Genomic DNA, 24,686 nt, shown 5'->3' on the forward strand with positions numbered 1-24,686 from the left:
ACGACCTCCTCAGGGAGCGACGGTGAAGGAGCGGAAGGCTTGCGTGGTGGGGTTGCCGGCGGCGTCGGAGGCCCGCAGCTGGTAGCCGTAGGACCCCGGGGCCGCGGCCCAGGGGCGCGACCACGTGGTGCTCGCCGCGCCGGGCGGGGCCAGCGCCGCCGGCAGCCAGCTGAAGGCACCCCAGGAGCCGTCGGGGCGCAGCCACCGCCCCGTGGTCTTGTCCTTGAGGGCGACGTCGACCGAGGCCACCGCGCGGTCGTCGGTGGCGGTGCCGCCGAGGGTGGCGGCGTCGGCGGTCACGGTGGACCCGGCGGCCGGCTGGGAGTCCGAGAGCACCAGTGGCGTGGTGTCGGGCGGCAGCACGCCGGTGAGCGTGAAGGAGCCGACCACGGCGACGGCACCGGCCCCCAGCACGTCGGTGGCGCGGGTGGCGACCTCGTAGCCGTCGGGCGACGGGTCGGCCCACGACCAGCTCCACGCGGTCGAGCCGGTGGAGGGGTCGGAGAGCGCGGCCGGGAGCCAGGCGGCGGTCGTCGAGAACGAGCCGTCGGGCTGGAGGAACTGCCCGGTGCCGCTGCGGCGGATCCTGACCTCCACCGACTCCACGCCGGTGTCGTCGGCCGCGTCGCCCGACACCACCAGCGGCGGCTCGATGGCCACGCTGTCGTCGGGCGAGGGGTTGGTGAGCACCGTCTCCGGGGCCACGGTGTCGGTGGTGGTCTCGGGCACCACCGTGAAGTCGACGGAGGTCGCGGGCGAGGCGTTGCCGGCGACGTCGACGCCGCGCACCTCGGCGTGGAAGCTGCCGGAGTACTCCACGCCGATGAAGCTCCACGCCCAGGTCATGCTCCGGGCGGTGTCGCCGACCAGCGGGCTCAGCGCCCAGGTCTGGGTGGTCGACCAGGTCGAGTTGCCCGCGTCGAACCACAGCCCCGTGCCGGTGTCCTGCACCGCCACCTGCACCGAGGCCACCCCGGTCTCGTCGGTCACGGTGCCGCTGAAGCGCACCGGCCGGGCGGGCACGGTGGCGCCCTGACCCGGGTAGGCCAGGGTCGTGGTCGGCGGCGGCCAGGCGCTGCCGCCGCGGGCCCTGGCGGGGTCGAAGACCATCACGCGGTCGTTGCCCGCGTCGGCGACGTAGAGCAGGCCCTCGTCGTCGGTGGCGATGCCCGAGGGGTTCTTGAACTGGTAGGCGCCCTGGCCGTAGCCGCCCCACTTGCCCAGGAAGGTGCCCGAGGTCGTGAAGGCCTGCACCCGCGAGGCCAGGTCGTCGGTGACGTAGAGGACGCCGTTGCTGACGACCATGTCCCAGATGTGGCGGAACTGCCCGTCACCGGTGCCGGAGGTGCCGAAGCTGGTCAGCAGGGTGGTGCCGGTGGGGTTGTAGACGTAGACCTTGGTGCCGTCGGCGAGGAACACGTTGCCGGTGGCCGGGTCGATCGCGCCGCCGTGGTTGCCGGCCCGCGTGATCTGGCCGATCTCGGTGCCGGAGGCCGCGTCGAGGATCTTGACCTTGCTGGAGTTGCGGTCGGTCACGATGGCCCGCCCGGCCTGGAACTCGATGTCGAGCGGCCACCGGAAGGAGCCCGGGTCGGCCGAGTCGCTCTCGGCGCTGCCGAGCTGGTCGACGAAGCTGCCGTCGTACTCGTAGCGCTTGATGTGGTGCCCGCGCTGGTTAGCCACCCAGACCCGCCGGCTGACGGGGTCGACGCCGATCCCGCGGGGGTAGTTCATGCCGTAGGTCGGCGAGGCCGAGCGGGTGCCCCAGGTGCCGATGAAGGCACCGGTCGGGGCGAAGCGCTGGAAGCGCTGGTTCCACGAGTCGGCCACCCACACGTCGCCGGTCTGGTCGTCGACGTCGACGTCACGCGGCTCGCCGAGCTGGCCGGCGACGGCCGGCTGGGCGGGGCGCGGGAAGAAGCCGGCGTCCTCGCCGGTGGCGGTGAAGCGGTGGACACGGGCGTTGCCGTACTCCGCGACGTAGACCGTGCCGTCGGGCGCCACCGCGGGCTGGCGCGGGCTGCCCAGGTTCAGCGGGCCGGTGCCGGCCCCGGCGCCGAGGGTGTCGACGTGGTTGCCCTGCAGGTCGAAGACCTCGACCACGCCGGTGGTGGGCACCGAGACGTAGAGCCGGTTGCGCGCGTCGTCGACGGCCATGCCGCGTGCGTCGCCGCCGAGCAGCCCGGCGCCGTAGGTGGCCAGGTAGGAGCCGGTGGGCGAGTACTTGAGGATGCGGTTGTTGAAGGTGTCGGTGAGCCAGAAGTTGCCGGAGGCGTCGGTGTCGACGCCGTAGATGCGAGGGATCGTGCTGCTGGTGGTGCCGGGCGGGAGCACGTTGAAGGTACGGGTGTTGCGCCCGTCGGAGAGCCGCCAGACCCGCACGGCGGGCGGGTTGGTCAGCGAGTTGGCGTAGTGGCTGTCGGCCTGCACCAGGTTGCCCGCGCCGTCGATGCTGATCCAGGCCTGGTAGTCGATGCCGTTGAGGGTCAGCTGGCGCAGGAACGCACCGTCCTTGCTGTACTGCGCGACCTTGTTGCCCGGCTGGCCGTCGGCGATCTCCGGCACGTAGATGTCGCCCTGGCGCGGGTCGATGCCGATCGAGTAGGGCTGGCCCGTGGCGTTGGCGCGGTAGAACGACCCGAGGACCCGTCCGGCGGGCGTGTAGCGGCGCACCTGGTTGTTGAGGTAGTCGCCCACCACGACCTCGCCGCTGACGGGATTGACCTGGACCCCCCACGGGAAGACACCGGGGCGGCCGTTGCCGCTGATCGAGCGCACCAGCGCCGGGGCGCTCCACGCTGCCTGCGCCGGCGGGCTGCTCAGGCCCACGAAGACCAGACACGCGGCGACGACCGCCAGCGCCAGCACCACCGAGGGCACCCGACGCCGCGCCGTGCTCACCGGGGCGCTCACGGGGTCACCGTGAACGACCGCCAGCCGGGCTTGCCCGTGCCGGTCGCGAGCCGGCCCGCGGTGTCGGTGGCGTCGGTGGAGAAGCCGTAGCCGCCCGGGGCGACCCCGGCCAGCTCGTAGGACCAGGTCGTCGAGGCGCCGCCGGGCGTGGCGAGCACGGCGCTGACCTTGGTGGCCGCGGCCTGCCAGGTGGTGCCGTTCCACCACAGGCCGGTCGAGGACTGCTTGATGCCGAGCTTCACGGACGCGACCCCCCGGTCGTCGGTGGCGGAGCCGGTGATGCTCACCGGCGCGGGCAGGGAGGCGCCCGCGGTGGGCGCCGTGAGGGTCACGACCGGCGTGGCGGTGTCGCTGCCGCCGCTGGTCGCGGTGAAGGACGTCGCCGGTCGCGGCGTCGGGTTCTGGTTGCCGCTGGCGTCGTCGACGCGCACCTGCACGGCGTAGCCGGTCGCGCTGGGCAGGGTGAGGCCCAGCGACCAGCCGGTCGAGGTCGAGCCCGGGGCGGCCAGGGTGGTGGGCACCCAGGTGAACGCGCCCCAGCTGCCGTCGGGGCGCAGCCACGTGGAGGTGTCACCGCGGCGCACGGCGACGTACGCCGCCGCGACGGAGCGGTCGTCGCTCGCGGTGCCGGTCAGGGTCACCGGCCCCACGGGCACCTGCTGGCCCGCGGTGGGCGAGGTCAGGGCACCGCTCGGTGCGGTCGTGTCGGGGGGCGGCGACGCGCCCATCGTGTAAGTGCGCACGACGTCGGCGTAGGTGTCGGCGAGGTAGATGGTGCCGGTGGGCCCGACCTCGACCGCCGAGGGGTGGTGCAGGCCGCCGACGGTGGCCTCGAGGCTGCGGTCGGGCGCCAGCACGACCATCTCGTCGTCGCCGCTGTCGGCCACCACGACACGACCCGTGGGGTCGACGCCGACGCCCTCGGGGGCGTCGAGCGTGCCGCCCGCGGTCCAGCTCCGCACGGGCGCGAATCCCGCGGCCGGCGAGTAGGTCAGCTCCTGCACCCGGTTGTTGCCGCGGTCGGCGACGTAGACGTGGCCGTCGGGGCCGACGGCCACCGCGCTGGGGAAGCGGAAGTTGGTGGCACCGGCCCCGCGGGAGCCGAAGACGTGCACGGGCAGCGGGCCCTTGTTGTCGGTGCCGAAGACCGCGCCGGCGACGTCGTAGGCCTTGATGCGGTGGTTCTGGGTGTCGACGACGAAGGCGTAGCGGTCGGAGGCGCGGATGGCGATGTCGTAGGGCCAGTTGAAGGAGCGGGTGTCGGCGCCGGCCGGGGCGTTCTTGACGAAGCCGATGCCGGTGCAGCCCTCGTCGAGCACCTGCAGCTGGTGCTGCTTGGTGTCGGCCACCCACAGGTCGCCGGTGGCGGGGTCGACGGCGAGGCCGCGGGGCCAGTTGAACTGCCCCAGCTGGGTGCCCTCGGCGGCGCGCTGGCCGCAGTGGCCGACGAGGGACCCCGAGGCGTCGAAGCGTCGGAACTGGTGGTGCACGGTGTCGGAGACCCACAGGTCGCCGTCGGGTGCGAGCGCCATGCCGCGCGGCTCGTGGAAGACCGCGGTGGAGGTGGCCTCGGGCATCACCGCGCCGATGGTGCGGTCGTAGGCGAAGCCGGTGGCGGTGCGCGTCCAGCGCTCGACCCGGTCGCCCCACAGGTCGGCGGCCCACACGTCGCCGCTGCCGTCCTGGGCCACCGCGACACGTCGCATCGTGGTGAACGTGCCCACGGTGGTGGGCTCGCCGTAGCTGCCGAAGGCGGTGACGAACGTGCCGGTGGTGGTGAAGACCTGCACCCGGTTGTTGAGCCCGTCGGCGACGTAGACCAGCTCCTGGCCCGTCACCGGGTCGAGGGCGGTGGCGATGCCGTAGGGGGTGCGGAACTTGCCCTCCGCGGTGCCGGTGCCGCCCCACGTGGCGAGGCAGGTGCCGTCGGGGGCGAACTTCACGACCTGGTTGGTCTTGTAGCCCGCGACGTAGATGTTGCCGGCGCTGTCGGCCTGCGCGTCGCGGTTGTCGTTGATGTTCGTGCAGGCACCGTTGGCCACGACGGTCTGCAGGACCGCCAGGTCGTCGTCGAGCACGACGACGCGGGCGCGGCCGGTGTCGCCGACGTAGACCTTGTCGCCCTTCGCGGATACCCCGAGGGGGAAGGAGAAGGCGGTGGCGGGCCCGGTGGTGGAGCCCAGCCAGGCACCGCTCGGGGAGAGCTTGACGATGCGGCTGTTGCGGGTGTCGGCGACGTAGACGTTGTTCTGGTCGTCGACGCCCACGTCGCGGGGGTTGTCGAACTGTCCGGTGCCCGCGCCGAAGGTGCCCACCGACCACACGAGCGTGCCGTCGGCGGTGTAGCGCGCGACCCGGTTGTTGCCGGTGTCGGCGACCACGACCGTGCCGTCGGGCGCCGTCTCGACCCCCGAGGGGTACATCTCGGCGTGCAGCGGCCCGCCGAGCACCGGCCCCGGGTCGGCGGGGCCGGCCGAGGCGGGGGCCGCGACGACGAGGGCGGCGCTGAGCACCAGCCCGGCCAGGGCGGCCAGGGCGGCCAGGACGGCCAGCGGTGCGGGGGTGCGGCGGGTGGTGGGCATCGGGTCCTCGTGGTGGTGTCGGGTGCAGGTGCCGCCGGGGCGGGCGGGCGGCGCCGTCACGGGGTGACGGTGAAGGTGCTGCGGGGCTTGGTGGGGTCCTGGTTGCCGGCGGCGTCGCGGGCGATGGCGGTGACGGCGTAGGTCCGGGCCAGCGGCGGCTGGAAGGTGAAGGCCCAGGTGGTGCTCGTCGCACCGGGGGCGGCGAGGACGGCGGTCACGGTGCGGTAGGACGCCCCGAAGCTGCCGTCGGGGCGCAGCCACTCCTTCGACACGGTGTCCTGCACGGCCAGCAGCACCGTGGCGACCCCGGTGTCGTCGGAGGCGCCGCCGCGCAGCGGGACGGCCCCGAGCGGCACCCGCGCCCCCTGGGCCGGGCTGGTGACGGTGGCGTCGGGGGCCACGCTGTCGCTCGCGCGCACCGTGACCTGCCGCGAGGCGGGGGTGGCGTCCTGGTTGCCGGCACCGTCACGGGCCCGGGCCGTGACCAGGTACCTCCCGGTCGCCAGCGGCACGTCGAGCGACCAGCCGGTGCTCGCGGCGCCGGGGGCCGCGAGGTCGGCGAGGCGCTGGGCGCCCGCCGTGGTGCTCCCCCAGCTGCCGTCGGCCTTGAGCCACAGCCCGGTGTCGCGGTCCTTGACCAGCACCGTGACCGAGGCGACGCCCGACCCGCCTGCGGGGTCGCTGGCGGTGCCGGTCAGCGACAGCGTCGGCGGCGCCACGACCGCGTCCTGCGCCGGGGAGGTCACGACGGTGTCGGGCGCTCCGGTGTCGGCGCCCGCGACCGTGAAGGACCGGGTCGCGGTGGCCGGGTTGCCCGCCTGGTCGCGGGCGGTGACGCTCACGGTGTGGCCGCCGGCGGTGCCGGCGACGAAGGACAGCGAGAAGCCGGTCGAGGTGGACCCGGGGGCGGCGAGGGTCGCGTCGAGCTCCTGGCGCGCGCTCCCCCACGCCCCGGAGGCCTGGAGCCAGCTGCCGTCGGCGCGCTGCACCGCCACGGTGACCCCGGCGACCGAGGTGTCGTCGGTGGCCGTGCCGGTGACCGCGACGCTGCCCGCCGGGAGCGAGGCGCCCGCGGCCGGCGACGTGAGCGTCACGCCGGGGGCCGTGGTGTCGGGCGGCGGCGGGGTGCCCTGGGGGTCCCACAGCGAGACCCGGTCGTTGCCGTAGTCGGCCACCGCGAGGTCGCCGTCGGTGGGGTCGACGGCGACCCCGCGGGGCTGCTCGAGCTGACCGCTGCCCGACCCCGTGGAGCCGAAGGCGGTCTCGACCGCGCCGGTGGCGTCGAGCACGACCACGCGGTCGTTGCCGGCGTCGGCGATGTGGAGGCGCCGGTCGGCGCCGGTGCCGGTGACCAGGAGGCCGCCGGGCTTGCGCACCTGCCCGCTGCCGGTGCCCGAGGCGGCCACGGTGGCGAGCAGGGCGCCGGCGGTGGAGTAGCGCTCGACGCGGTTGTTCTGGGTGTTGGAGACCAGCAGCGTGCCGTCGGCGTCGACCGCGACGCCCTCGGGCCTGCTGGCCGCCGCGGCGCCCGTGACCGGGAACGTGCCCAGCAGCACGCCGTCGGAGGCGAGGTGCACGACGCGGTTGTTGTTGGTGTCGGCGACCCAGAAGCCGCCGCTGCCGTCGAGCGCGGTCTGGTGCGGGCGGCTCAGGGTCGTGCCGGCCGGGGGCTTGACCTGGCGCACGAAGGCGCCGGCGGCGGTGAAGACGTCGATGCGGTTGTTCTCGCTGTCGGTGACCACGACGTCGCCCGCGGCGGTGACGAGCAGTCCGCGCGGGAAGATCAGCGAGCCGTTCTGCGGCCCGTAGCCGCCCCACTGCGAGACGTAGGAGCCGTCGGGCGCGAAGCGCTGGATGCGGTGGTTGAACCAGTCGGCGGCGTAGAGCGAGCCGTCGGGGCCGTAGGCCACCGCGAAGGCGCCGTTGAAGCCGCCGGCGGTCGGCCCCGTGCCCCCCACCGTCCGGTCGTACGCCGGGGACGCGCCGGCGCCGTCGTAGACCGCGAGCCGGAAGTTGAACGTGTCGCACACCGCGACCTCGGTGGTGCCCGGCAGGCGGGTGACGCAGTGCGGCGAGCGGAACTGCTGGGCCCCGTCGCCGTAGGCCGCGACGGGGGTCGCGCCGAGCGAGCCGCCCGTGGCGGTGAGGTGCTGCACGCGGTAGTTGAGCGCGTCGGCCACCCACAGGCCGCCGGCGCCGTCGGAGGTGACGCTGCGCGGCGACTTGAACTGCACCGCCCCGGTGCCACGGGTGCCGAAGGTGCGCACGCAGGCGCCGGTGGCCGCCTCGAGCACCACGATCCGGTCGTTGTCGGTGTCGGCGACCAGGACCCGGCCGTCGTCGGCCAGACCGACGTCGCGGGGGCGGGAGAAGGCGGTGCCGCCGCAGGTGGTCTGGGTCCAGGCCGTCGTCCCGGCGCGGGTGAGGGCCCGCACGCTGTTGGCGTAGGTGTTGGCGACGTAGACCCGGGTGGCGTCGTTGGCCAGGCCGTAGGGCTGGGTCAGCCCGCCGATGGTGCCGAGCTGCTGGCCGGTGCGCGAGAGGCGCACGACGCGGTTGCCGCCGGTGTCGGTCACCCACAGCGCGGTGGGGTCGGCCGCGTCGAGCTCGAGGTCGCGGGGGTCGGTGAGGCCGGTGGTGGTCAGCGGCGTGACGGTGCCGGTGGCGGGGTCGAGGGTCACGACCCGGCTGCCGCCGGAGTCGGCGACGTACCAGGTGCCGTCGACCACGGCGAGGCCGGCGGGGTAGACCGGGGCGCGACCGCCGGGGTCGGAGAGCTGGTCGCGGTAGACCGGGCTCAGCGGCTCCTGCGGCGGGTCGACCGGGCCGGGGGCGGCGAAGACCTGGACGCGGTCGTTGTAGGTGTCGGCGACGTACATCCGGTCGTTGCCGAAGGCGAGGTCGTGGGGGTCGAAGAACTGGGTGTCGCCGTTGCCGCGCGAGCCGAAGCCGTCGCCGAGGTCGACGAGGTCGGCCGAGAGGTGCACCAGGCGGCTGTTGCCGGTGTCGGCCACCCAGACCGAGCCGTCGGGGGCGACCTCCAGGCCCTGGGGGCCGAGCAGGCCGGTGGCGAAGGAGGCCAGCGGCGTGCCGTCGAGGGCGAGCTTCTGCACCCGGTCGTTGCCGGTGTCGGCGACGTAGACCGCGCTCGGCGTCACCGCCACGCCCATGGGGTCCTGCAGCTGTCCGGGGGCCGTGCCCTGGGAGCCGACGGTGGCGAAGGTGCCGCTCGCGGGGTCGAAGGTCTGCAGTCGGTGGTTGCGCGTGTCGGCCACCCAGACCACGCCGTCGGCGCCGACGTCGGCGTTGGAGGGGTAGTTGAAGCGGCCCGTCTCGCTGCCCGTGGAGCCGTAGGACGGCACGCCGGTGGGCGACAGGTCGGCGGCGAAGCGCTCGATGCGGTCACCGCGCGTGTCGACGGCCCACACCGAGCCGTCGGGCCCGGTCGTCACGCCCTCGGGCCAGGAGAACGTCGCCGGCTGGGTGCCGCGGGCACCGACCCGGTCGACGTACGTGCCGTCGGGGCGGAAGCGCTGGATGCGGTGGTTGAGGCGGTCCATGACGTAGACCTGGCCGCTGGGGGCGACGTCGACGGCGTAGGCCTCCGCGAAGCCGGGGGCCGGTGCCTCGGCGCCCTCGATGGAGCGCACCGAGGCGCCCGCGGGGCTGAAGACCTCCAGGCCGCCGCCCCAGAAGTCGGCGCCGTAGACCGCGCCGTCGGCGTCGACGGCCACGCGTCGCAGGTGGTTGAACAGACCCGCGTCGACCGGCGGGTCCTCGCAGGGCTGCGGGTGGTTGGAGCAGCGCCCGCCGAAGGGCGGCAGCCACTGCGGCGTGGGACCGGAGAGGTCCCAGCGCGCGATGCGCCCGTTGCCGGTGTCGGAGACGTAGATCGTGTCGCCGTCGGCGGACCAGACCGTGTTGTAGGGGAAGTTGAGCTGGCCCTCGCCGCTGCCCGAGGCGACGCCGTCGCCGAGCACGACCGCGGGGGTGGTGCTCGCCCACACCCCGGCCGCGGACACGTCGTAGGCCTTGACCTGGTGCTGCTTGTAGGCCGTCAGCCAGATCCGGCCGTCGGGGCCGCGGGCGACGTCGCGGATGCCGCCTGCGCCCAGCGCGGTGCCGGTGGGCGACTTCCAGCGGAAGACCCCGTCGGCGTCCCAGGCCTTGACCAGCGACTGACCGGTCGAGGCGACGAGCAGCACGTCGTTGGCGGCGTCCCAGGTGACGCCGATGGGGGTGTTGAGGGTCTCGTTGCCGGTGCCGAGGCCGCCGCGCTGCCACAGGAAGGTGCCGGTGGCGGTGAACTTCTGGATCCGGTTGTTCTCGGCGTCGGCGACGTAGACGTCGCCGGCCTCGTCGACCGCCACGTCGCGCGGGCTGGCCATCTGGCCCGGCTCGGTGCCGTAGGTGCCGAAGCCGCCGAGCTTGGTGCCGGTGCGGCTGTAGAACAGCACGCGGTCGCGGCCGGTGTCGGCCACGACGAGCCGGTCGTGGACCGCGTCGACCTCGAGGCCGGAGGGGTACATCGCCGCCTGCGAGGGCCCGGCCAGGGTGCCGAGGAAGTCCGGCGGGGCCGCCGCGGCCAGCCGGGCCGGTGCGGCGCTCGCCGCGGGCTCGGCGCCGCGGGCGCTCGCCGCCAGGGCCAGGCAGGTGGTCAGCACCAGCGCGAGGGTGAGCAGGGCCGCGGCGATGAGCACGGCCTGCTCGCCGTGGGTGCGCTGTCGTTCGATCCGGTGTCGGGCCACGAGGGCGATACGACCAGCGACCCTCCGGCGCCCCCGGGCCGCGCAGGGCCTTTTGCCTCATTGTGGGGACCCCCGGCGGCGTCGCGCCCGCTCCCCACATTTGAGGACCCCCGCGAGGGCCGTGCCGACGGGGTGCCCCAGCGGCGGAGGCTCGCCCCATGACGACCGCTCACGACGCTCCCCCGAGCCCTGGAGCACCGGCCGACCCCACCGCTCCCGGGGCCGTCCCCCGCGCCAGCCGCCGCGCCCGCGCCGCCATCATGGTGGGCTGCACGGCGCTCACCACGGTGCTCGCCGTCGTGGGCGCCCTGCTGGTCGTGCAGGCCCACCTGGCCGGGCAGGTCGACCGCGTCGACGGCGTCTTCGCCGGGCTCGAGGACCGCCCCCCGCGCCCGAGCGGCAGCCCTGCGGCCGACTCGATGAACATCCTGGTCATGGGCACCGACCGACGCGCCGACGGCCTCACCACCGGCACCGGCGCCGACCTCGAGGGCTGGATCCCGGGCGCGGGTCGCTCCGACGTCATGATGCTGGTCCACGTCGACGGGGACCGCGACGGCGCCTCGGTGGTCGCCTTCCCCCGCGACTCCTGGGTCGACGTGCCGGGCTGGGGCCCGCACAAGATCAACGCCGCCTACTCCTACGGCGGACCGCGCCTGGCCGTCCACACCGTCGAGGAGCTCACCGGCCTGCGCGTCGACCACGTCGCCATCACCGACTGGACCGGCTACGGCTCGATCATCGACGCCGTCGGCGGGGTCACCGTCACCGTGCCCCGCACCGTGACCGACACCCGGCACGACGTGGTGTGGGCGCAGGGCCGGCAGACCCTCGACGGGCGCCAGGCGCTGCTCTACGTGCGCCAGCGCTACGGCCTGCCCGGCGGCGACCTCGACCGCATCCGCCGCGAGCTGGCGGTCGCGCGCAACCTCGCCCGCGGGGCGCTGCGCGAGCTGGGCGGGCCCGCTCCCTGGGACGTCTACGACCTGCTCGACACCGTCACCCGCAACGTCACCGTCGACAGCGGCTGGGAGGTCTCCGACATGCGGGCGCTGCTCACCGAGCTGCGCGGCATGACCAGCGACGACATCACCTACCTCTCGGCCCCGGTGTCGGGGCTGGGCCGCGAGGGCGCCGAGAGCGTCGTCTACCTCGACCGCGCCCGGGCCGACACCCTGTGGGAGGCCCTGCGCACCGACACCGTCGAGGCCTGGGCGGCCCGGCACCCCGAGCTCACCACCGTCGGCCCCGTGCTCTGAGGCCCCGTGCTCCGAGGCCCCGTGCTCCGAGGTGCCGGCCGATCCTCCAGATCGGTGATCCAGAGCAAAATCCGGAGACCTCCCCCACGCTCTTGTCCAGGGTCATGGGTCCCACGCGGCCCTGATTACCCCACTTTGCTGATGGATCGGCCGCGGGGGCTGCCGATGCTCTAGGGGCACGGACCGACCCGGTGGTCCGCGCCCGGCCCCCCCGCCGGCGTCCCACGGCCCCCGCACTCCCCCGGAGGCACCCTCCTCCCCGTCGCAGGTCCCGCGGTGGTCGTGGTCCCCACCCACGCCCAGGAGCTCCCCCATGCCCCCCAGCACCCCCCCGGCACGACCGCGCGCCCGCACGCGCCGTGCCCTCGTCGGTGTCCTCACCCTCCTGACCGCCGTCGTGGCCTCGCTGCTCGTCGGCGCCTCCTCCTCGCCCGGCTGGTCGGCCGACCTGTCGGGTCGGCTCACCAGCCAGAGCCCGTCGCGCTCCTACGACGTCGACACGCCGGCCGGCACGCTCGCGGCCCGCGTGGACGTCGAGCTGCGCCGCGACTCCGGCCGCCTGGCCCGGCGCGCGGCCCGCGTCACCCCGCCGACGCTGACGGTGTCGCTGCGCCGACCCGACGGCTCGGTGGTGATGAGCGACTCCGGCACGAGCCCGGTGCGCATCTCCGGCCGGGTGGCCGCGGGCTCCTACCGCCTGGTCGTGCGCACGTCGTACCCCCTCAGGGACCGCTACCTGGCCTACACCGCCGACCTGACGCTGCCCACGGCCTCCGCGACCCCGACCCCGACGCCGACGCCGACGCCGACCGCCACCGCGACGCCCACCCCGACCCCCACCTCGACACCCACGCCGACCCCGACGGCTCCCACCCCGGTCACCACCGACCTCGCGCAGGAGTCCTGCGGCACCTGGGTGCTCTACCAGGTCTCCTCGGTCACCGACCTGGAGCGGCTGCGCCCGCGCATCGAGGCCGCGCTGGCCCTGCCCGGTGTCGTCGGCTTCTCGGTGCGCTTCCCGTGGGACGCCGTCGACCTGACCGGCACCCAGACCACCCACCCCGTGCTCGACCTCGCCGACGAGATCGCGCGCGGCGCCGGCAAGGCCCTCTCGATCCGCTTCATGGCCGGCGCCCACACCCCGGCCCGCGTCTTCGACGCCGGTGCCGCGAGCTACCTGGTCGACGGTGCCCGCGTGCCGCTGCCCTGGGACTCCACGACCGGCACCAACGACGTCTTCCTGCGTGAGTACGCCGCCTACGCCCGCAAGCTCGCCGCCTGGTCGCGCGCCCACGACGTCCACCTGCTGCACCTGTCCTGGTACGGCCTGGACTGGGCCGAGCTCAACCACGGCGCCGAGGTCCGCGCCGCCGCCGGCTACACGCAGGCGGCGTGGCTCCAGGGCCACCGCGAGCTGGTCGACGTGGCCGCCTCCCTCGCCTCGGGCGACCTGGCCGTGGAGCTCCCGCTCTCGGGCTACGGACCCCTCTCGGGCGGGCAGTCGGCCGCGCTCGCCGACCACGTCGTCAGCCTGGTCGGCGCCGACAGCGACCGGTTCTTCGTGCAGGCCAACGGCTGGGACGAGACCCGTGAGTGGGGCTCGCCCGACATGACGGTGGAGGGCCAGTTCGACAGGATCTGGGCCAAGCCGGTCGAGCGCGGCCTGCAGATGATCCAGCCCGACGGCTACGACTGGACGCGGGTCTTCGACCGGCTGCGCACCTCCGGCGCCACCTACGGCGAGGTCTACCTGCCCAGCTTCTGGCAGGTGCCCGGGCCGACCCCGGCCTACGACAACAACACCGAGGCCCGGATCGCCCAGCTGGAGAAGGAGATCGCCGCCTTCGGCGCCACCTGCTCCTGACCGGACGGTCTCAGGTCGGCGCCGCCCGGCTCCCCACCGGGGAGAGGGGCCGGCGGCGCTGCACCTCGGCGGCGACCAGCTCGTGCAGGGCCCCCACGCTGGCGGCGTAGCCCGGTGTCGCGTGCTCGGGCACCGGCTGGGCCAGCAGGCGGGCCAGGTCACGACCCGGCAGCTCGCGCAGCGCGGCGGCCACCTCCAGCGGCGAGGTGGCCGGGTGCAGCGCCCAGGCCAGGGAGCCGCGGGACCGCAGCGACGCCGCACGCCGACGACGTCGGCGGTGCACCAGCTCGGTGAGGGTCATCGCTGCTCCTGGGGGCGTGGTCGGGGGGCGTGGTCGGGGGGCCGACGGGGGCCCCTCGGGCCGGACCGGGGAGATCTCGAGGCTCGTTGGCGTCGCAGCGGCTGACGCCGACCCCCGTCGACGAGGTCCATCCCAGCCCAGCTGTCACACCCCCGACAGGGTCCAAGGTCCCTGCTTCCCGCGTCCGGCCGCTCGCCGGCCGCGACGGCGCGGGACCGGGCACGGGGGTCTCCGGTCCCGCGCGCGGCGGACCTTCGCCCCTGGGCACGACCCTCGCCGCGACGGTGGACTAGCGCACGTCCCCGCACGCCCCCGCACGCCGCCGCAGGCCAGGAGCCCCCATGGACCACCCCAGCGACCCCGCCGCCCACCTCGCCCCCGAGCCCACCCTGCGAGACCTGACCGCTCGTGAGTGCTGGGAGCACCTGGCCCGTCAGCCCGTCGGTCGGCTCGCCTGCGTGCTCGGCGGCAGGGCCGTGCTGCTGCCCCTCAACCACCGGGTGCACGACCACGCGGTGTGGTTCCGCACGGCCTCCTGGAGCCGCCTCGGCGTGCACCTGCCCGGCCTCGAGGTCGTCTTCGAGGTCGACGACGCCGACCCGCGCACCCGCAGCGGCTGGAGCGTGGTCGCCCGCGGCACCACCGAGCACGTGCTCACCGGCGTGCCCGGCTCCCCCGGGGCCGAGGACCACGGCGATCCCGCGCCGTGGCCCGGTGGCCCGCGCACCATGCTCTTCCGGCTCGTGCCCACCGAGCTGACCGGGCGGCTGCTGCGACCCGCGGCCGTCGTGGCGCCGGTCGGCGTACGTCCCGGGTCGGTGCAGCGCGACCCCGGTCACGTCGCCGCCGCACCGCGCTGAGCCGGGCCCGGCCCGGTTGGTCGGGGCGCCTACCGTCGGTGGGATGGACACCACCACCGACCTCCCCACCGCCGACCCCGCCGAGGGCCCCGCCGGCCACGACGCGGGCACCGCGCTCGTCGTCGGCGCCACCGGCATCGCCGGCTCCGCGCTCAGCCGGCTGCTCGTCGACCAGGGCTGGCAGGTCCTCGGGCTCTCCCGGCGCTCGGCCAGCGACGTGCCCGGTGTCGAGCCCGTGCAGGCCGACCTGACCGACGCCGCGGCCCTGGCCGCCGCGCTCGAGGGGCACCGCCCCACCCACGTCTTCCTCACCGCGTGGGCGCGCCAGGACACCGAGGCCGAGAACATCCGCGTCAACGCCGCCATGGTGCGCGACGTGCTCGCCGCCGTGCGGCCCGCCGGCTCCGTGCGCCACGTCGCGCTGCTGACCGGCCTCAAGCACTACCTCGGCCCCTTCGAGGCCTACGGCCAGGGCGAGGTGCCCGACACGCCCTTCCACGAGGACGAGGAGCGCCTGCCCTACCCCAACTTCTACTACGCCCAGGAGGACGAGCTGTTCGTCGCCGCCGGGCAGGACGGCTTCACCTGGAGCGTGCACCGCGCCCACACCGTCATCGGTTACGCCCTGGGCAACGCCATGAACATGGGCCAGACCCTCGCCGCCCAGGCCGCGGTGTGCCGCGAGCTGGGGCGGCCCTTCGTCTTCCCGGGCTCGCAGACCCAGTGGGACGGCCTGACCGACATGACCGACGCCGGCCTGCTGGCCGAGCAGATGCACTGGGCCGCCACGACCCCGGCCGCCGCCGACACCGCCTTCAACACCGCCAACGGCGACGTCTTCCGCTGGCGCTGGCTCTGGCCCCGCCTCGCCGCCCGCCTCGGCGTCGAGCCCGAGGGGTACGCCGACCGGCCCCGGCCGCTCGAGCAGCAGATGGCCGACGCGGGTCCGGTGTGGACGGCGCTGGCCGAGCGCGAGGGCCTCGCCGAGCCCGACCTCGACCGGGTGGCGTCGTGGTGGCACACCGACGGCGACCTGGGCCGCGACATGGAGTGCCTCACCGACCTGGCCCGCAGCCGCGCCGCGGGCTTCACCGGCTACCGCTCCACCCTCCAGGCCTTCCTCGACCTCTTCGACCGGCTCGAGGCCGACCGGGTCGTGCCGCGGGTCGACTGACCCGCGGCACGCCCGGCCGCGGCGCGCGGGTCAGCTGGTGGGCACCATCCAGCCCAGCACCGGGGTGGACTGCAGCCCGACGATGACGCAGACCAGCAGGAGCAGCCCGAGGCTCCAGCCGATCACCTTGCGGAAGATGTCGCCCTCGCGCCCGGCCATCCCCACCGCGGCGGCGGCGATGGCGAGGTTCTGCGGGCTGACCATCTTGCCGAGCACGCCGCCGGAGGTGTTGGCGGCGGCCATGAGCAGCGGGTCGAGACCGGCCTCGCGGGCGGTCTGCACCTGCAGCGCGCCGAAGAGCGCGTTGGCGGAGGTGTCGGAGCCGGTGACGGCCACGCCGATCCAGCCGAGGATCGGCGAGAGCAGCACGAAGGCCCCACCGGCGCCGGCCAGCCAGGCGCCCAGCGAGGTGGTCTGGCCCGAGAGGTTCATGACGTAGGCCAGGCCCAGCACGGCCATGACGGTGACGATGGCCGAGCGCAGCTCGACGTAGGTCTTGACGTAGGTGCGGGCGGCCTCGCCCGGCGAGACCTTGAGGATCGCGGCGGTGATGACACCGGCGAGGATCATCAGCGTGCCCGCGGCCGGGAGCCAGTTGAGCTTGAACAGCGTGGCCACCGGGTCGCCGGCGGGGTTGGTGATGTCGAGGCCGGGCCAGGCGAAGGAGTAGGTGAACGGCTCCTTGGCGAGCGCGTCGACCACGGCGGGGATGCTGACGATCGAGAAGATCGCGATGATCACGAGGTAGGGCGCGTAGGCCTTGGCGACGTCGGCGCCGCTGTCGCGGGGCGCCTCCCCGGCGCGCGATCCCGGCGAGGTGCCGCCGGGGCCGCTGGTCGCGCCCCCTCCGGAGGGGGCGCCGCGGCCGGTGGAGGCGGTGACGGTGGTCGAGAGGCCGTTCGGGCCCCGGCGGGTCGAGGTCGCGCGGGCGTCCTCGACCTCGTCGTCCTCGGCGGCGGCCTGCTCGGCGGTCAGCACGTCGGCGGGCGTCCAGACCCGCAGCAGCAGCACGACGGCGGCGGCGCCGACGAGGGCGGCGACGATGTCGGCCAGCGGCACCGAGATGTAGTTGGCGGCCACGAACTGCGCGACGGCGAAGGCGCCGCCGCAGACCAGCGCGGGCAGCCAGGTGGCCTTGAGCCCGCGGCGGCCGTCGACGACCAGCACCAGGATGAGCGGCACGATGACGGCGAGGATCGGGGTCTGGCGGCCCACCATGCCGCCGAGGCCGTCGACGGTGAGGCGGGGGTCGTCGCTGACCGCGGAGGTGACCGAGGCGAGCGTGACGATGGGGGTGGCCAGGGCGCCGAAGGCGACCGGGGCGGTGTTGGCGATGAGCGCGACGGCGGCGGCCTTGATCGGGCGGAAGCCGAGGGCCATGAGCATCACCACGGTGATCGCCACCGGGGTGCCGAAGCCGGCGAGAGCCTCGAGCAGCGCGCCGAAGCAGAAGGCGATGATGATGGCCTGGATGCGCTGGTCGGGGCTGACCTTCTCGAAGGAGCGCCGCAGCACGTCGAAGTGGCCCGAAGCGACGGTGAGGTTGTAGACCCAGATCGCGTTGATGACGATCCACAGGATCGGGAAGAACCCGAACGCCGCCCCGTCGAAGGCCGCGAGCGCGGCCTGGCCGACGGGCATGCCGAAGAGGGCGACGCCGACGACCAGGGCGACGCCGAGGGAGATCAGGCCGGCCAGCCACGCCTGGAGGCGGAGCCCGCCCAGGAGCACGAAGAGCGTGAGCAGCGGCAGCGCCGCGCACAGGGCGCTGAGGGCGAGCGAGTCGCCGACGGGTTGGAGGTCTTGCTGGAACATGCGGGCTCCCGAGGGTGCGGCAGTGGGGGACGGATCCGGGGACGGAGCCCAGGACGGGGTGGTGCGGAGGGTCAGCGGTGCGACGGTGGGGTCAGCGAGCGGCCGGGGTCGGGGCGAAGACGCCGGCGCCGGCGCCCTGGATCGAGGCGTCGAGCACCTCGATGGTGTGCGCCATGCCCATCGGGTGCCCGGAGCGCTCGATGGCCGAGGTGACCTGCATGAGGCAGCCGGGGTTGGCGGTCACCAGCACCTGGGCGCCGGTGGCGACGATGTTGGCGGCCTTGCGGTCGCCGAGCTCGCGGGCCGGCTCGGGGTTGATGATGTTGTAGATGCCCGCCGAGCCGCAGCACAGCTCGGCCTCCGCGATCTCCTTCAGCTCCAGGCCGGGGATGGCCTCGAGCAGGCGCCGCGGCTGCGCGCGCACGCCCTGGGCGTGGGAGAGGTGGCAGGCGTCGTGGTAGGCCACGCTCATCTCCAGCGGGTGGCGGGGGGCGACCGGTCCGAGCTCGTCGAGGATCTCGGAGACGTCGCGCACCTTGTCGGCGAAGGAGCGGGCGCGCTCGGCGTAGGCCGGGTCGTCGGCCAGCAGCGCGGCGTACTCCTTCATCGTCGAGCCGCAGCCGGCGGCGTTGACCACGACGTAGTCGACCCGGGCGACGTCGAAGGCGTCGACGAGGCGGCGGGCGTAGTCCTGCGCCTCCTCCTCGCGCCCGTTGTGGGCCGACAGGGCGCCGCAGCACCCCTGGGCCTGGGGCACCACGACGTCCATGCCCTCGGCGCGCAGCACGCGGGCGGTGGCGGAGTTGACGCCGGGGAAGAAGGCGCCCTGCACGCAGCCGGTCAGCAGGCCGACGACGGCGCGGCGCTGCCCGATCGCGTCGATGTAGGGCGGCAGCGGCTCGGGGCGGCCCAGCCGCGGGGCGAGGCTCTCCATCGCGGCCAGCTGGGGCGACATCCGCTCCAGCAGGCCGGTGCGGCGCAGGGCACGGTCGAGGCCGGTGGCCTGCATCGCGCGCAGCGGCCCGCGCATCAGCCGCAGCCGCCTGGGGTGCGGGAAGAGGGCGAAGATCAGCCCGCGCAGGGCCTTCTCCCCCGCGCTGCGCTCGTGGTGGCGCTCGACCTGGTTGCGGGTCTGCTCGATGAGGGTGTCGTACTGCACGCCCGAGGGGCACGCGGTCACGCAGGCCATGCAGCCCAGGCAGGCGTCCCAGTGCTCGACCATGGAGTCGGTCATCGGCTCGCCCTCGAGGCCCTGCTTCATGAGGTAGATCCGCCCGCGGGGGCTGTCCATCTCCTCGCCCCACAGCGCGTAGGTGGGGCACGTCGGCAGGCAGAAGCCGCAGTGCACGCAGTCGCCGATGAGGGCGGAGTCGGGCGGGTTGTGGTCGTCGAAGGCGCCGCCGGGGGCGGGCATGCCGAGGTCGACGATGCCGCCCATCTCCCCCAGGGTCTCGCCCTGCCGCGGGCGGGGGTCGCCCCCGGCGCGGGTGTCGTTGCTGGACGTGTCGGTCATCAGATGCCTCCCACGAAGCGGCCCGGCGCGAGCCGGTGGTCAGGGTCGAGCTGGTCCTTCACGCGGCGCATGAGGTCGAGCGCCGGCACCGGTCCCCACACGTCGAGACCGGCCTTGAGGTGGGCCGGGGCGTCGACGACGACGGTGCTGCCGCCGCGGGCGGTGGTGGCGCGGCGCAGGCCCTCGACGGCGGCGCGTGCCTCCTCGGCACCGGTGCCGGGCGGCAGCGCGGCGTAGACGACGCCCGCGCCGGCCGAGCCGCGCACGCGGGCCCCGGCGCGCTCGGCCGCGCCGAGCACGTCGGCGAGGCCGGAGAGCGCGAAGGTGCACTTGAGGGCCAGGGAGCGCTCGTCGCCGCGCGCCGCGGTGTCCCAGGGGTACGCCGCGCCCGCGGCCGGGGCGTCGGTCGACTCCGAGGCCGCGGCGCCGAGCAGGCCGCGCACGGTGGCCGCCCGGGCGGCGACGCCGTCCTCGCGGCCCTCGAGGAGCACGCTCACGACGCCGCCGGTGCCCTGCGCGTCGCGGGGCCACTCGACCTCGATCGCGCCGGGCACGGCCTGGGCGTGGAGCACGGCCTGCGTCAGGCGCTGCGCCTCGGCCGGGGTGGCGGCCGGGGCGCTGACCCAGGTGTGGGCCGCCGGACGCGGGTGGAGCCGGAAGGTCGCGTCGACGACGACCGCGAGGGTGCCCACGGAGCCGATGAGCAGCTTGCCGAGGTCGTAGCCCGCGACGTTCTTCACCACGCGGCCGCCGGCCTTGGCCACGACGCCGTCGGCGCGCACCACGGTGACGCCGATGAGCAGGTCGCGGGCGCTGCCGACGGCGACGCGTCCGGGGCCGCTGGTGTTGGTGGCCAGCAGCCCGCCGATGCTGGTGCCGGGCACGGTCTCGTCGAGGGCCAGGCGCTGGTCGGCGGAGCCGGCCACCTCCTGCACGGCGCTGAGCCGGGCCCCGGCCTGCGCGGCGACGATGAGGTCGCCGGCCTGGTGGTCGAGCACGGCGTCGAGGCCCGCGAGGTCGAGGAGGACGTCGGCGCGGGTGGGCGGGGCCCCCCAGGTGAGCTTGGTGCCGCGGCCCCGCGGCACGACGACCAGGTCGTGGGCGGTGGCCACGCGCATCACCTCGGCCACCTGCGCGACGTCGGTGGGTCGGGCCACGAGGCCGGGGCGCACGCCGTCGACGTCGTCGTGCCCGTCGCGCCCGTCGGGGTCGGCCACCGCGGCGCAGGCCGAGGCCAGGGCCTCGCGGGCCGTGGTGTCGAGGGTGGGGGCGCTCATCAGAACACCTCCGCGAGGCCGGCGTCCTGCAGCGGGTGGGCGCCCTTGTGGCGTCCGGGCACCTCGCCGCACAGCCGCGGGGTCGGGAAGACCTTGCCGGGGTTGGAGATGTTCTGCGGGTCGAAGGCGCAGCGCACCATCTGCATGGTGTCGAGGTCCTCGTCGGTGTACATCCGCGGCATGTACTTGGCCTTGTCCATGCCCACGCCGTGCTCACCGGTGATGGAGCCACCGTGCTGGATGCAGAGGTCGAGGATGGCGCCGCTGACCTCCTCGGCGGCCTCGCCGGCGCCCTCGACGGCGTCGTCGAAGAGCACGAGGGGGTGGAGGTTGCCGTCACCGGCGTGGAAGACGTTGGCCACGCGCACGCCCGAGGAGGCCGAGAGCTCGGCGATCGCGGTGAGCACCTCCGGCAGGGCGGTGCGCGGGATGACGCCGTCCTGGACGATGTAGTCGGGGCTGATGCGGCCCACGGCCGCGAAGGCGGACTTACGGCCCTTCCAGATCAGGGCGCGGTCGGTGGGGTCGGTGGCTAGGCGCTGCTCGAAGGCGCCGTTCTCGGCGCAGAAGCGCTCGACCTCGGCGTACTCCGCCTCGACCTCGCCCGAGGCGCCGTCGAGCTCGATGACGAGCACGGCGCCGGCGCCCTCGGGGTAGCCGCAGTGGGTGGCGGCCTCGGCGGCCTCGATGGCCAGCGCGTCCATCATCTCGATCGCTGCGGGCACGATGCCCGCGGAGATGATGGCCGAGGTGGCGGCGCCCGCCTGGTCGGTGGTCGCGAAACCGACCAGGATCGTCCGCACCTCCTCGGGCAGCCGGGTCAGCCGCACCGTGGTGGAGGTGACCACACCGAGGGTGCCCTCGGAGCCGACGACGGCGCCGAGCAGGTCGTAGCCGGGCGTGTCGGGAGCGTCGCCGCCCAGCGCCACGACGTCACCGTCGGAGGTGACGAAGTCGGCGCCGACGACGTGGTTGGTGGTGAAGCCGTACTTCAGGCAGTGCGCCCCGCCGGAGTTCTCCGCGACGTTGCCGCCGATGGAGCAGATCTGCTGGCTGGAGGGGTCGGGGGCGTAGTAGTACCCGTGGGGGGTGGCGGCGCGGGTGACGTCGAGGTTGATCACGCCGGGGTCGACCACGGCGCGCTGGTCCTCGGGGCGCATCTGGGTGATGGAGCGCATCCGGGAGGTCACGACCAGGACGCCCTCGGCGTGCGGCAGCGCGCCGCCGGACAGGCCGGTGCCGGAGCCGCGGGCGACGTAGGGCACCCGGTGCTCGGCGCAGGCACGGACGACGGCGGCCAGCTGGGCGGTGTCCTCGGGCATGACCACGAGCGCCGGGGTGACGCGGTAGTGCGCCAGGCCGTCGCACTCGTAGGTGCGCAGCCGGGCGTGGTCGCTGATCACCCCGTCGGCGGGCAGCAGCCGGCGCGCCACCTCGGCGACGGCCTCGATCCCCGCCGCCGTGGCCGCGGTGGGCCCGGGCTCCGTGGTCGTCGTCATCGTTCGTCCTCCGTGCTCGTGTGCCTGCTGGGGGGTGCCTGCTGGGTGCCGCTGTGGGGTGGGCCGGGGTGGGCCGGGCGCCGGTGCGCCGGCGACCTCAGTCGGGCTGGGCGGTGAGGCCCGCACCCTCGATGCCGGCGACCGCGGCGGCCTCGTCGTTGTCGGAGGTGTCGCCGGTGACCCCGACGGCGCCCAGGAGCGCGCCGTCGGCGTCGCGCACGAGCACCCCGCCGGGCACGGGCACGAGCGCCCCGCCGACCGCGGAGGTGACCGCGGCGACGAAGTAGGCCTGCTGCTCGGCGCGCGCCATGATCGAGCGCGAGCCCATGCCCAGGGCCAGGGCGCCGTGGGCCTTGCCGAAGCCGATCTCGAAGCGGCCCATCGAGGAGCCGTCCTCGCGCTCGACGGCGACCACGTGGCCGCCGTCGTCGAGCACGACGACGGTCATCGGCTTGAAGCCGGCCTCGGCGGCGTGCGCGCGGGTGCCGGCGACGATGCGGCGGGCGGTGTCCAGGTCCAGGCTCATCGAGTGCTCTCCTGCGTCGTGGGGGTGTCGGCCTGCGCCTTCCGGGCGGCGCGGCGGTGGTGGAGGATCGGCTCGGTGTAGCCGCTGGGCTGGGCCAGGCCCTCGGTGACCAGCTCGCGCGCGGCGAGGAAGGCCTCGCCGTCGAAGGCCGGCGCCATCGGCGTGTAGGTCGGGTCGGAGGCGTTCTGCTCGTCGACCACGGCGGCCATGCGGCGCAGGGTCTCGTCGACCTGCTCGGCGCTGACCACCCCGTGGTGCAGCCAGTTGGCGACGTGCTGGGCGGAGATCCGGCAGGTGGCGCGGTCCTCCATCAGCGGCTCGCCGGTGATGTCGGGCACCTTGGAGCAGCCGACGCCGGCGTCGACCCAGCGCACGACGTAGCCCAGGAGGCTCTGGATGTTGTTGTCGATCTCGGCCTGGCGGTCCTCCGCGCTCCAGCCGGTGGGGTCGCCGAGGGGCACGGTGAGCAGGTCGGCGCGGCTGGAGCGGCGGCCGCCGGCGCGCAGCTCCTCCTGGCGGGCGCGCACGTCGACCTGGTGGTAGTGCAGGGCGTGGAGGGTGGCGGCGGTCGGCGAGGGCACCCAGGCGCAGCTCGCGCCGGCCTGCGGGTGACCCACCTTGGCCTCGAGCATCGCCGCCAGGCTGTCGGGGGCGGCCCACATGCCCTTGCCGATCTGGCCGTGGCCGAGCAGGCCGCACTCCAGGCCGACGTCGACGTTGTTGTCCTCGTAGGCCTTGATCCAGGTCTCGCCCTTCATGTCGTTCTTGCGCACGACGGGCCCGGCGAGCATCGAGGTGTGGATCTCGTCGCCGGTGCGGTCGAGGAAGCCGGTGTTGATGAAGACCACGCGCTCGCGGGCGACCTCGATGCAGGCCTTGAGGTTGAGGGTGGTGCGCCGCTCCTCGTCCATGATGCCGACCTTGATGGTCAGCGGCTCGAGGCCGAGCACGCGCTCGACGCGCTCGAAGAGGTCGACGGTCAGGCGCACCTCGTCGGGTCCGTGCATCTTCGGCTTCACGACGTACATCGAGCCGGTGCGGGAGTTGGCCAGCTGCGACTGCCCGCGCAGGTCGCGCATGCTGCCGACCGCGCAGACCAGGGCGTCGAGGATGCCCTCGGGCACCTCGCGGCCCTCGCGGTCGAGCACGGCGTCGGAGGTCATCAGGTGTCCGACCTGGCGGATGAAGAGCAGCGAGCGGCCCGGCAGCACGACCTCGCCGCCGTCGGGCCCGGTGTAGGTGCGGTCGGGGTTCATGGCGCGGGTGAAGGTGCGCCCGCCCTTGGTGACCTCCTCGGCCAGGGTGCCGTCCATCAGCCGCATCCAGTTGCGGTAGCCGACGACCTTGTCCTCGGCGTCGACCGCGGCCACGGAGTCCTCGAGGTCCATGATCGTGGAGACCGCCGACTCCAGCAGCAGGTCCTTGACGCCGGCCCGGTCGGTCGCGCCGACGGCGTCCTGGGCGTCGACCTGGATCTCCACGTGGAGGCCGTGGTGCACCAGCAGGACGGCCTCGGGTGCCGAGGCCTCACCGCGGTGGCCGACCAGCTGGGCCGGCTCGGCCAGGCGGAGCACCTCGCCGCCGCCGACGGTGACGGCCAGCCCGTCGCCGTCCACGGCGTAGGAGGTGGCGTCGACGTGCGACCCGCCGGCGAGGGGGAAGTGCGCGTCGAGCAGGGCGCGACCGCGGGCGATGACCTCGTCGCCGCGCACGGTGTTGTACTCCTCGCCCGGGGCGAGGTCGCCCTCGCGGGGGACGGCGTCGCTGCCGTACAGGGCGTCGTAGAGGGAGCCCCAGCGGGCGTTGACGGCGTTGGTGGCGAAGCGGGCGTTGAGCAGCGGCACGACCAGCTGGGGACCGGCGGTGAGCGCGACCTCGTCGTCGACGCCGGAGGTGGTCACCTCGACCGTCTCGGGCTCGGGCAGCAGGTAGCCGATCTCGGTGAGGAAGGCGGTGTAGGCCTCGGCGTCGGGGGTGCCGGGGTGGTCGCGGTGCCACTGGTCGACCTGCGCCTGCAGCTCGTCGCGGCGCGCGAGGAGCTCGCGGGTGCGGGGGGCCAGCTCGTGGACGACCTCGCCGGCGCCCTCCCAGAACGCGTCGGGGTCGACCCCGGCCGCCGGCAGCGCCTCCTCGGTGAGGAACCGGTGGAGGCTCTCGGCGACGCTGAGGCCGCCGACCTCGACCCGTCCGTCCCGGTGTCCCGTCTGCCCGCTGGTCTCGTCCGCCATGCCGCTCCCTCGTCGTCCGTCTCGCCGGAGTGCCCGGGTGAGAGCACTCTTGTCAGTTTTTCCGCATTGTGGAACGCTTGGTTCTCATCACGAAACTAGGCAGTGCGCCTGTGTGATGTCAACCACC

Annotated in this window: 14 protein-coding genes; 4 read left to right on the forward strand and 10 right to left on the reverse strand. The window is 74.8% G+C overall.

Annotation, left to right across the window (positions count from 1 at the left end; genetic code table 11):
- Positions 1 to 9 precede the first annotated feature (9 nt).
- Genes IR170_RS03135 through IR170_RS03145 form a run of 3 tightly spaced genes read right to left on the reverse strand, consistent with a single transcriptional unit; the run spans position 10 to position 10,243 of the window.
- Positions 10 to 2,913, reverse strand: coding sequence for an Ig-like domain-containing protein (locus IR170_RS03135; protein WP_193661156.1), 2,904 nt, complete (start codon positions 2,911 to 2,913; stop codon positions 10 to 12).
- Positions 2,910 to 5,495, reverse strand: a complete 2,586-nt coding sequence (locus IR170_RS03140; protein ID WP_193661157.1) for an Ig-like domain-containing protein — start codon at positions 5,493 to 5,495, stop codon at positions 2,910 to 2,912. Before IR170_RS03140 ends, IR170_RS03135 begins: the two co-directional genes overlap by 4 nt.
- Positions 5,496 to 5,551: 56 nt before the next feature.
- Positions 5,552 to 10,243 (reverse strand): SMP-30/gluconolactonase/LRE family protein, encoded by a 4,692-nt coding sequence (locus tag IR170_RS03145; RefSeq protein ID WP_193661158.1) that lies wholly within the window; start codon positions 10,241 to 10,243, stop codon positions 5,552 to 5,554.
- A 158-nt stretch (positions 10,244 to 10,401) separates the two neighbouring features.
- Here IR170_RS03145 and IR170_RS03150 point away from each other — a divergent pair, with 158 nt between their 5' ends.
- Together IR170_RS03150 and IR170_RS03155 are read left to right on the forward strand one after the other, a co-directional pair.
- Positions 10,402 to 11,502 (forward strand): LCP family protein, encoded by a 1,101-nt coding sequence (locus tag IR170_RS03150; RefSeq protein ID WP_193661159.1) that lies wholly within the window; start codon positions 10,402 to 10,404, stop codon positions 11,500 to 11,502.
- A 313-nt stretch (positions 11,503 to 11,815) separates the two neighbouring features.
- The gene (locus tag IR170_RS03155; RefSeq protein WP_193661160.1) at positions 11,816 to 13,366 is read left to right on the forward strand and encodes a hypothetical protein; all 1,551 of its coding nucleotides are present in this window, start codon (positions 11,816 to 11,818) and stop codon (positions 13,364 to 13,366) included.
- A 10-nt stretch (positions 13,367 to 13,376) separates the two neighbouring features.
- Here IR170_RS03155 and IR170_RS03160 read toward each other — a convergent pair whose 3' ends face one another.
- Positions 13,377 to 13,667, reverse strand: coding sequence for a hypothetical protein (locus IR170_RS03160; protein WP_193661161.1), 291 nt, complete (start codon positions 13,665 to 13,667; stop codon positions 13,377 to 13,379).
- A 341-nt stretch (positions 13,668 to 14,008) separates the two neighbouring features.
- On the opposite strand from IR170_RS03160, the gene IR170_RS03165 reads away from it, so the two are divergent.
- Together IR170_RS03165 and IR170_RS03170 are read left to right on the forward strand one after the other, a co-directional pair.
- Positions 14,009 to 14,527, forward strand: coding sequence for a pyridoxamine 5'-phosphate oxidase family protein (locus IR170_RS03165; protein ID WP_193661162.1), 519 nt, complete (start codon positions 14,009 to 14,011; stop codon positions 14,525 to 14,527).
- A gap of 43 nt (positions 14,528 to 14,570) precedes the next feature.
- On the forward strand, positions 14,571 to 15,701 hold the full coding sequence (locus IR170_RS03170; RefSeq protein WP_193661163.1) for an SDR family oxidoreductase: 1,131 nt from the start codon (positions 14,571 to 14,573) through the stop codon (positions 15,699 to 15,701).
- A gap of 30 nt (positions 15,702 to 15,731) precedes the next feature.
- Here IR170_RS03170 and IR170_RS03175 read toward each other — a convergent pair whose 3' ends face one another.
- From IR170_RS03175 to IR170_RS03200, 6 genes are all read right to left on the reverse strand, one after another.
- A complete protein-coding gene (locus tag IR170_RS03175) occupies positions 15,732 to 17,516 on the reverse strand; it encodes an L-lactate permease (RefSeq protein WP_193661164.1) in 1,785 nt (594 codons plus the stop codon).
- A gap of 91 nt (positions 17,517 to 17,607) precedes the next feature.
- Positions 17,608 to 19,029 (reverse strand): glycolate oxidase subunit GlcF, encoded by a 1,422-nt coding sequence (gene glcF / locus IR170_RS03180; protein ID WP_227488396.1) that lies wholly within the window; start codon positions 19,027 to 19,029, stop codon positions 17,608 to 17,610.
- Positions 19,029 to 20,306, reverse strand: a complete 1,278-nt coding sequence (locus IR170_RS03185; protein ID WP_193661165.1) for an FAD-binding oxidoreductase — start codon at positions 20,304 to 20,306, stop codon at positions 19,029 to 19,031. Before IR170_RS03185 ends, glcF begins: the two co-directional genes overlap by 1 nt.
- Positions 20,306 to 21,805 (reverse strand): FAD-linked oxidase C-terminal domain-containing protein, encoded by a 1,500-nt coding sequence (locus IR170_RS03190; protein WP_193661166.1) that lies wholly within the window; start codon positions 21,803 to 21,805, stop codon positions 20,306 to 20,308. The genes IR170_RS03185 and IR170_RS03190 overlap by 1 nt, the downstream gene beginning before the upstream one ends.
- Positions 21,806 to 21,902: 97 nt before the next feature.
- The gene (locus IR170_RS03195; RefSeq protein ID WP_193661167.1) at positions 21,903 to 22,331 is read right to left on the reverse strand and encodes a GlcG/HbpS family heme-binding protein; all 429 of its coding nucleotides are present in this window, start codon (positions 22,329 to 22,331) and stop codon (positions 21,903 to 21,905) included.
- Complete coding sequence (locus IR170_RS03200; RefSeq protein WP_193661168.1) at positions 22,328 to 24,559, reverse strand: malate synthase G; 2,232 nt, start codon at positions 24,557 to 24,559, stop codon at positions 22,328 to 22,330. The genes IR170_RS03195 and IR170_RS03200 overlap by 4 nt, the downstream gene beginning before the upstream one ends.
- Positions 24,560 to 24,686 lie beyond the last annotated feature (127 nt).

It is taken from the genome of Nocardioides kribbensis, assembly GCF_015070375.1.
Taxonomy (GTDB): Bacteria; Actinomycetota; Actinomycetes; order Propionibacteriales; family Nocardioidaceae; genus Nocardioides; species Nocardioides kribbensis.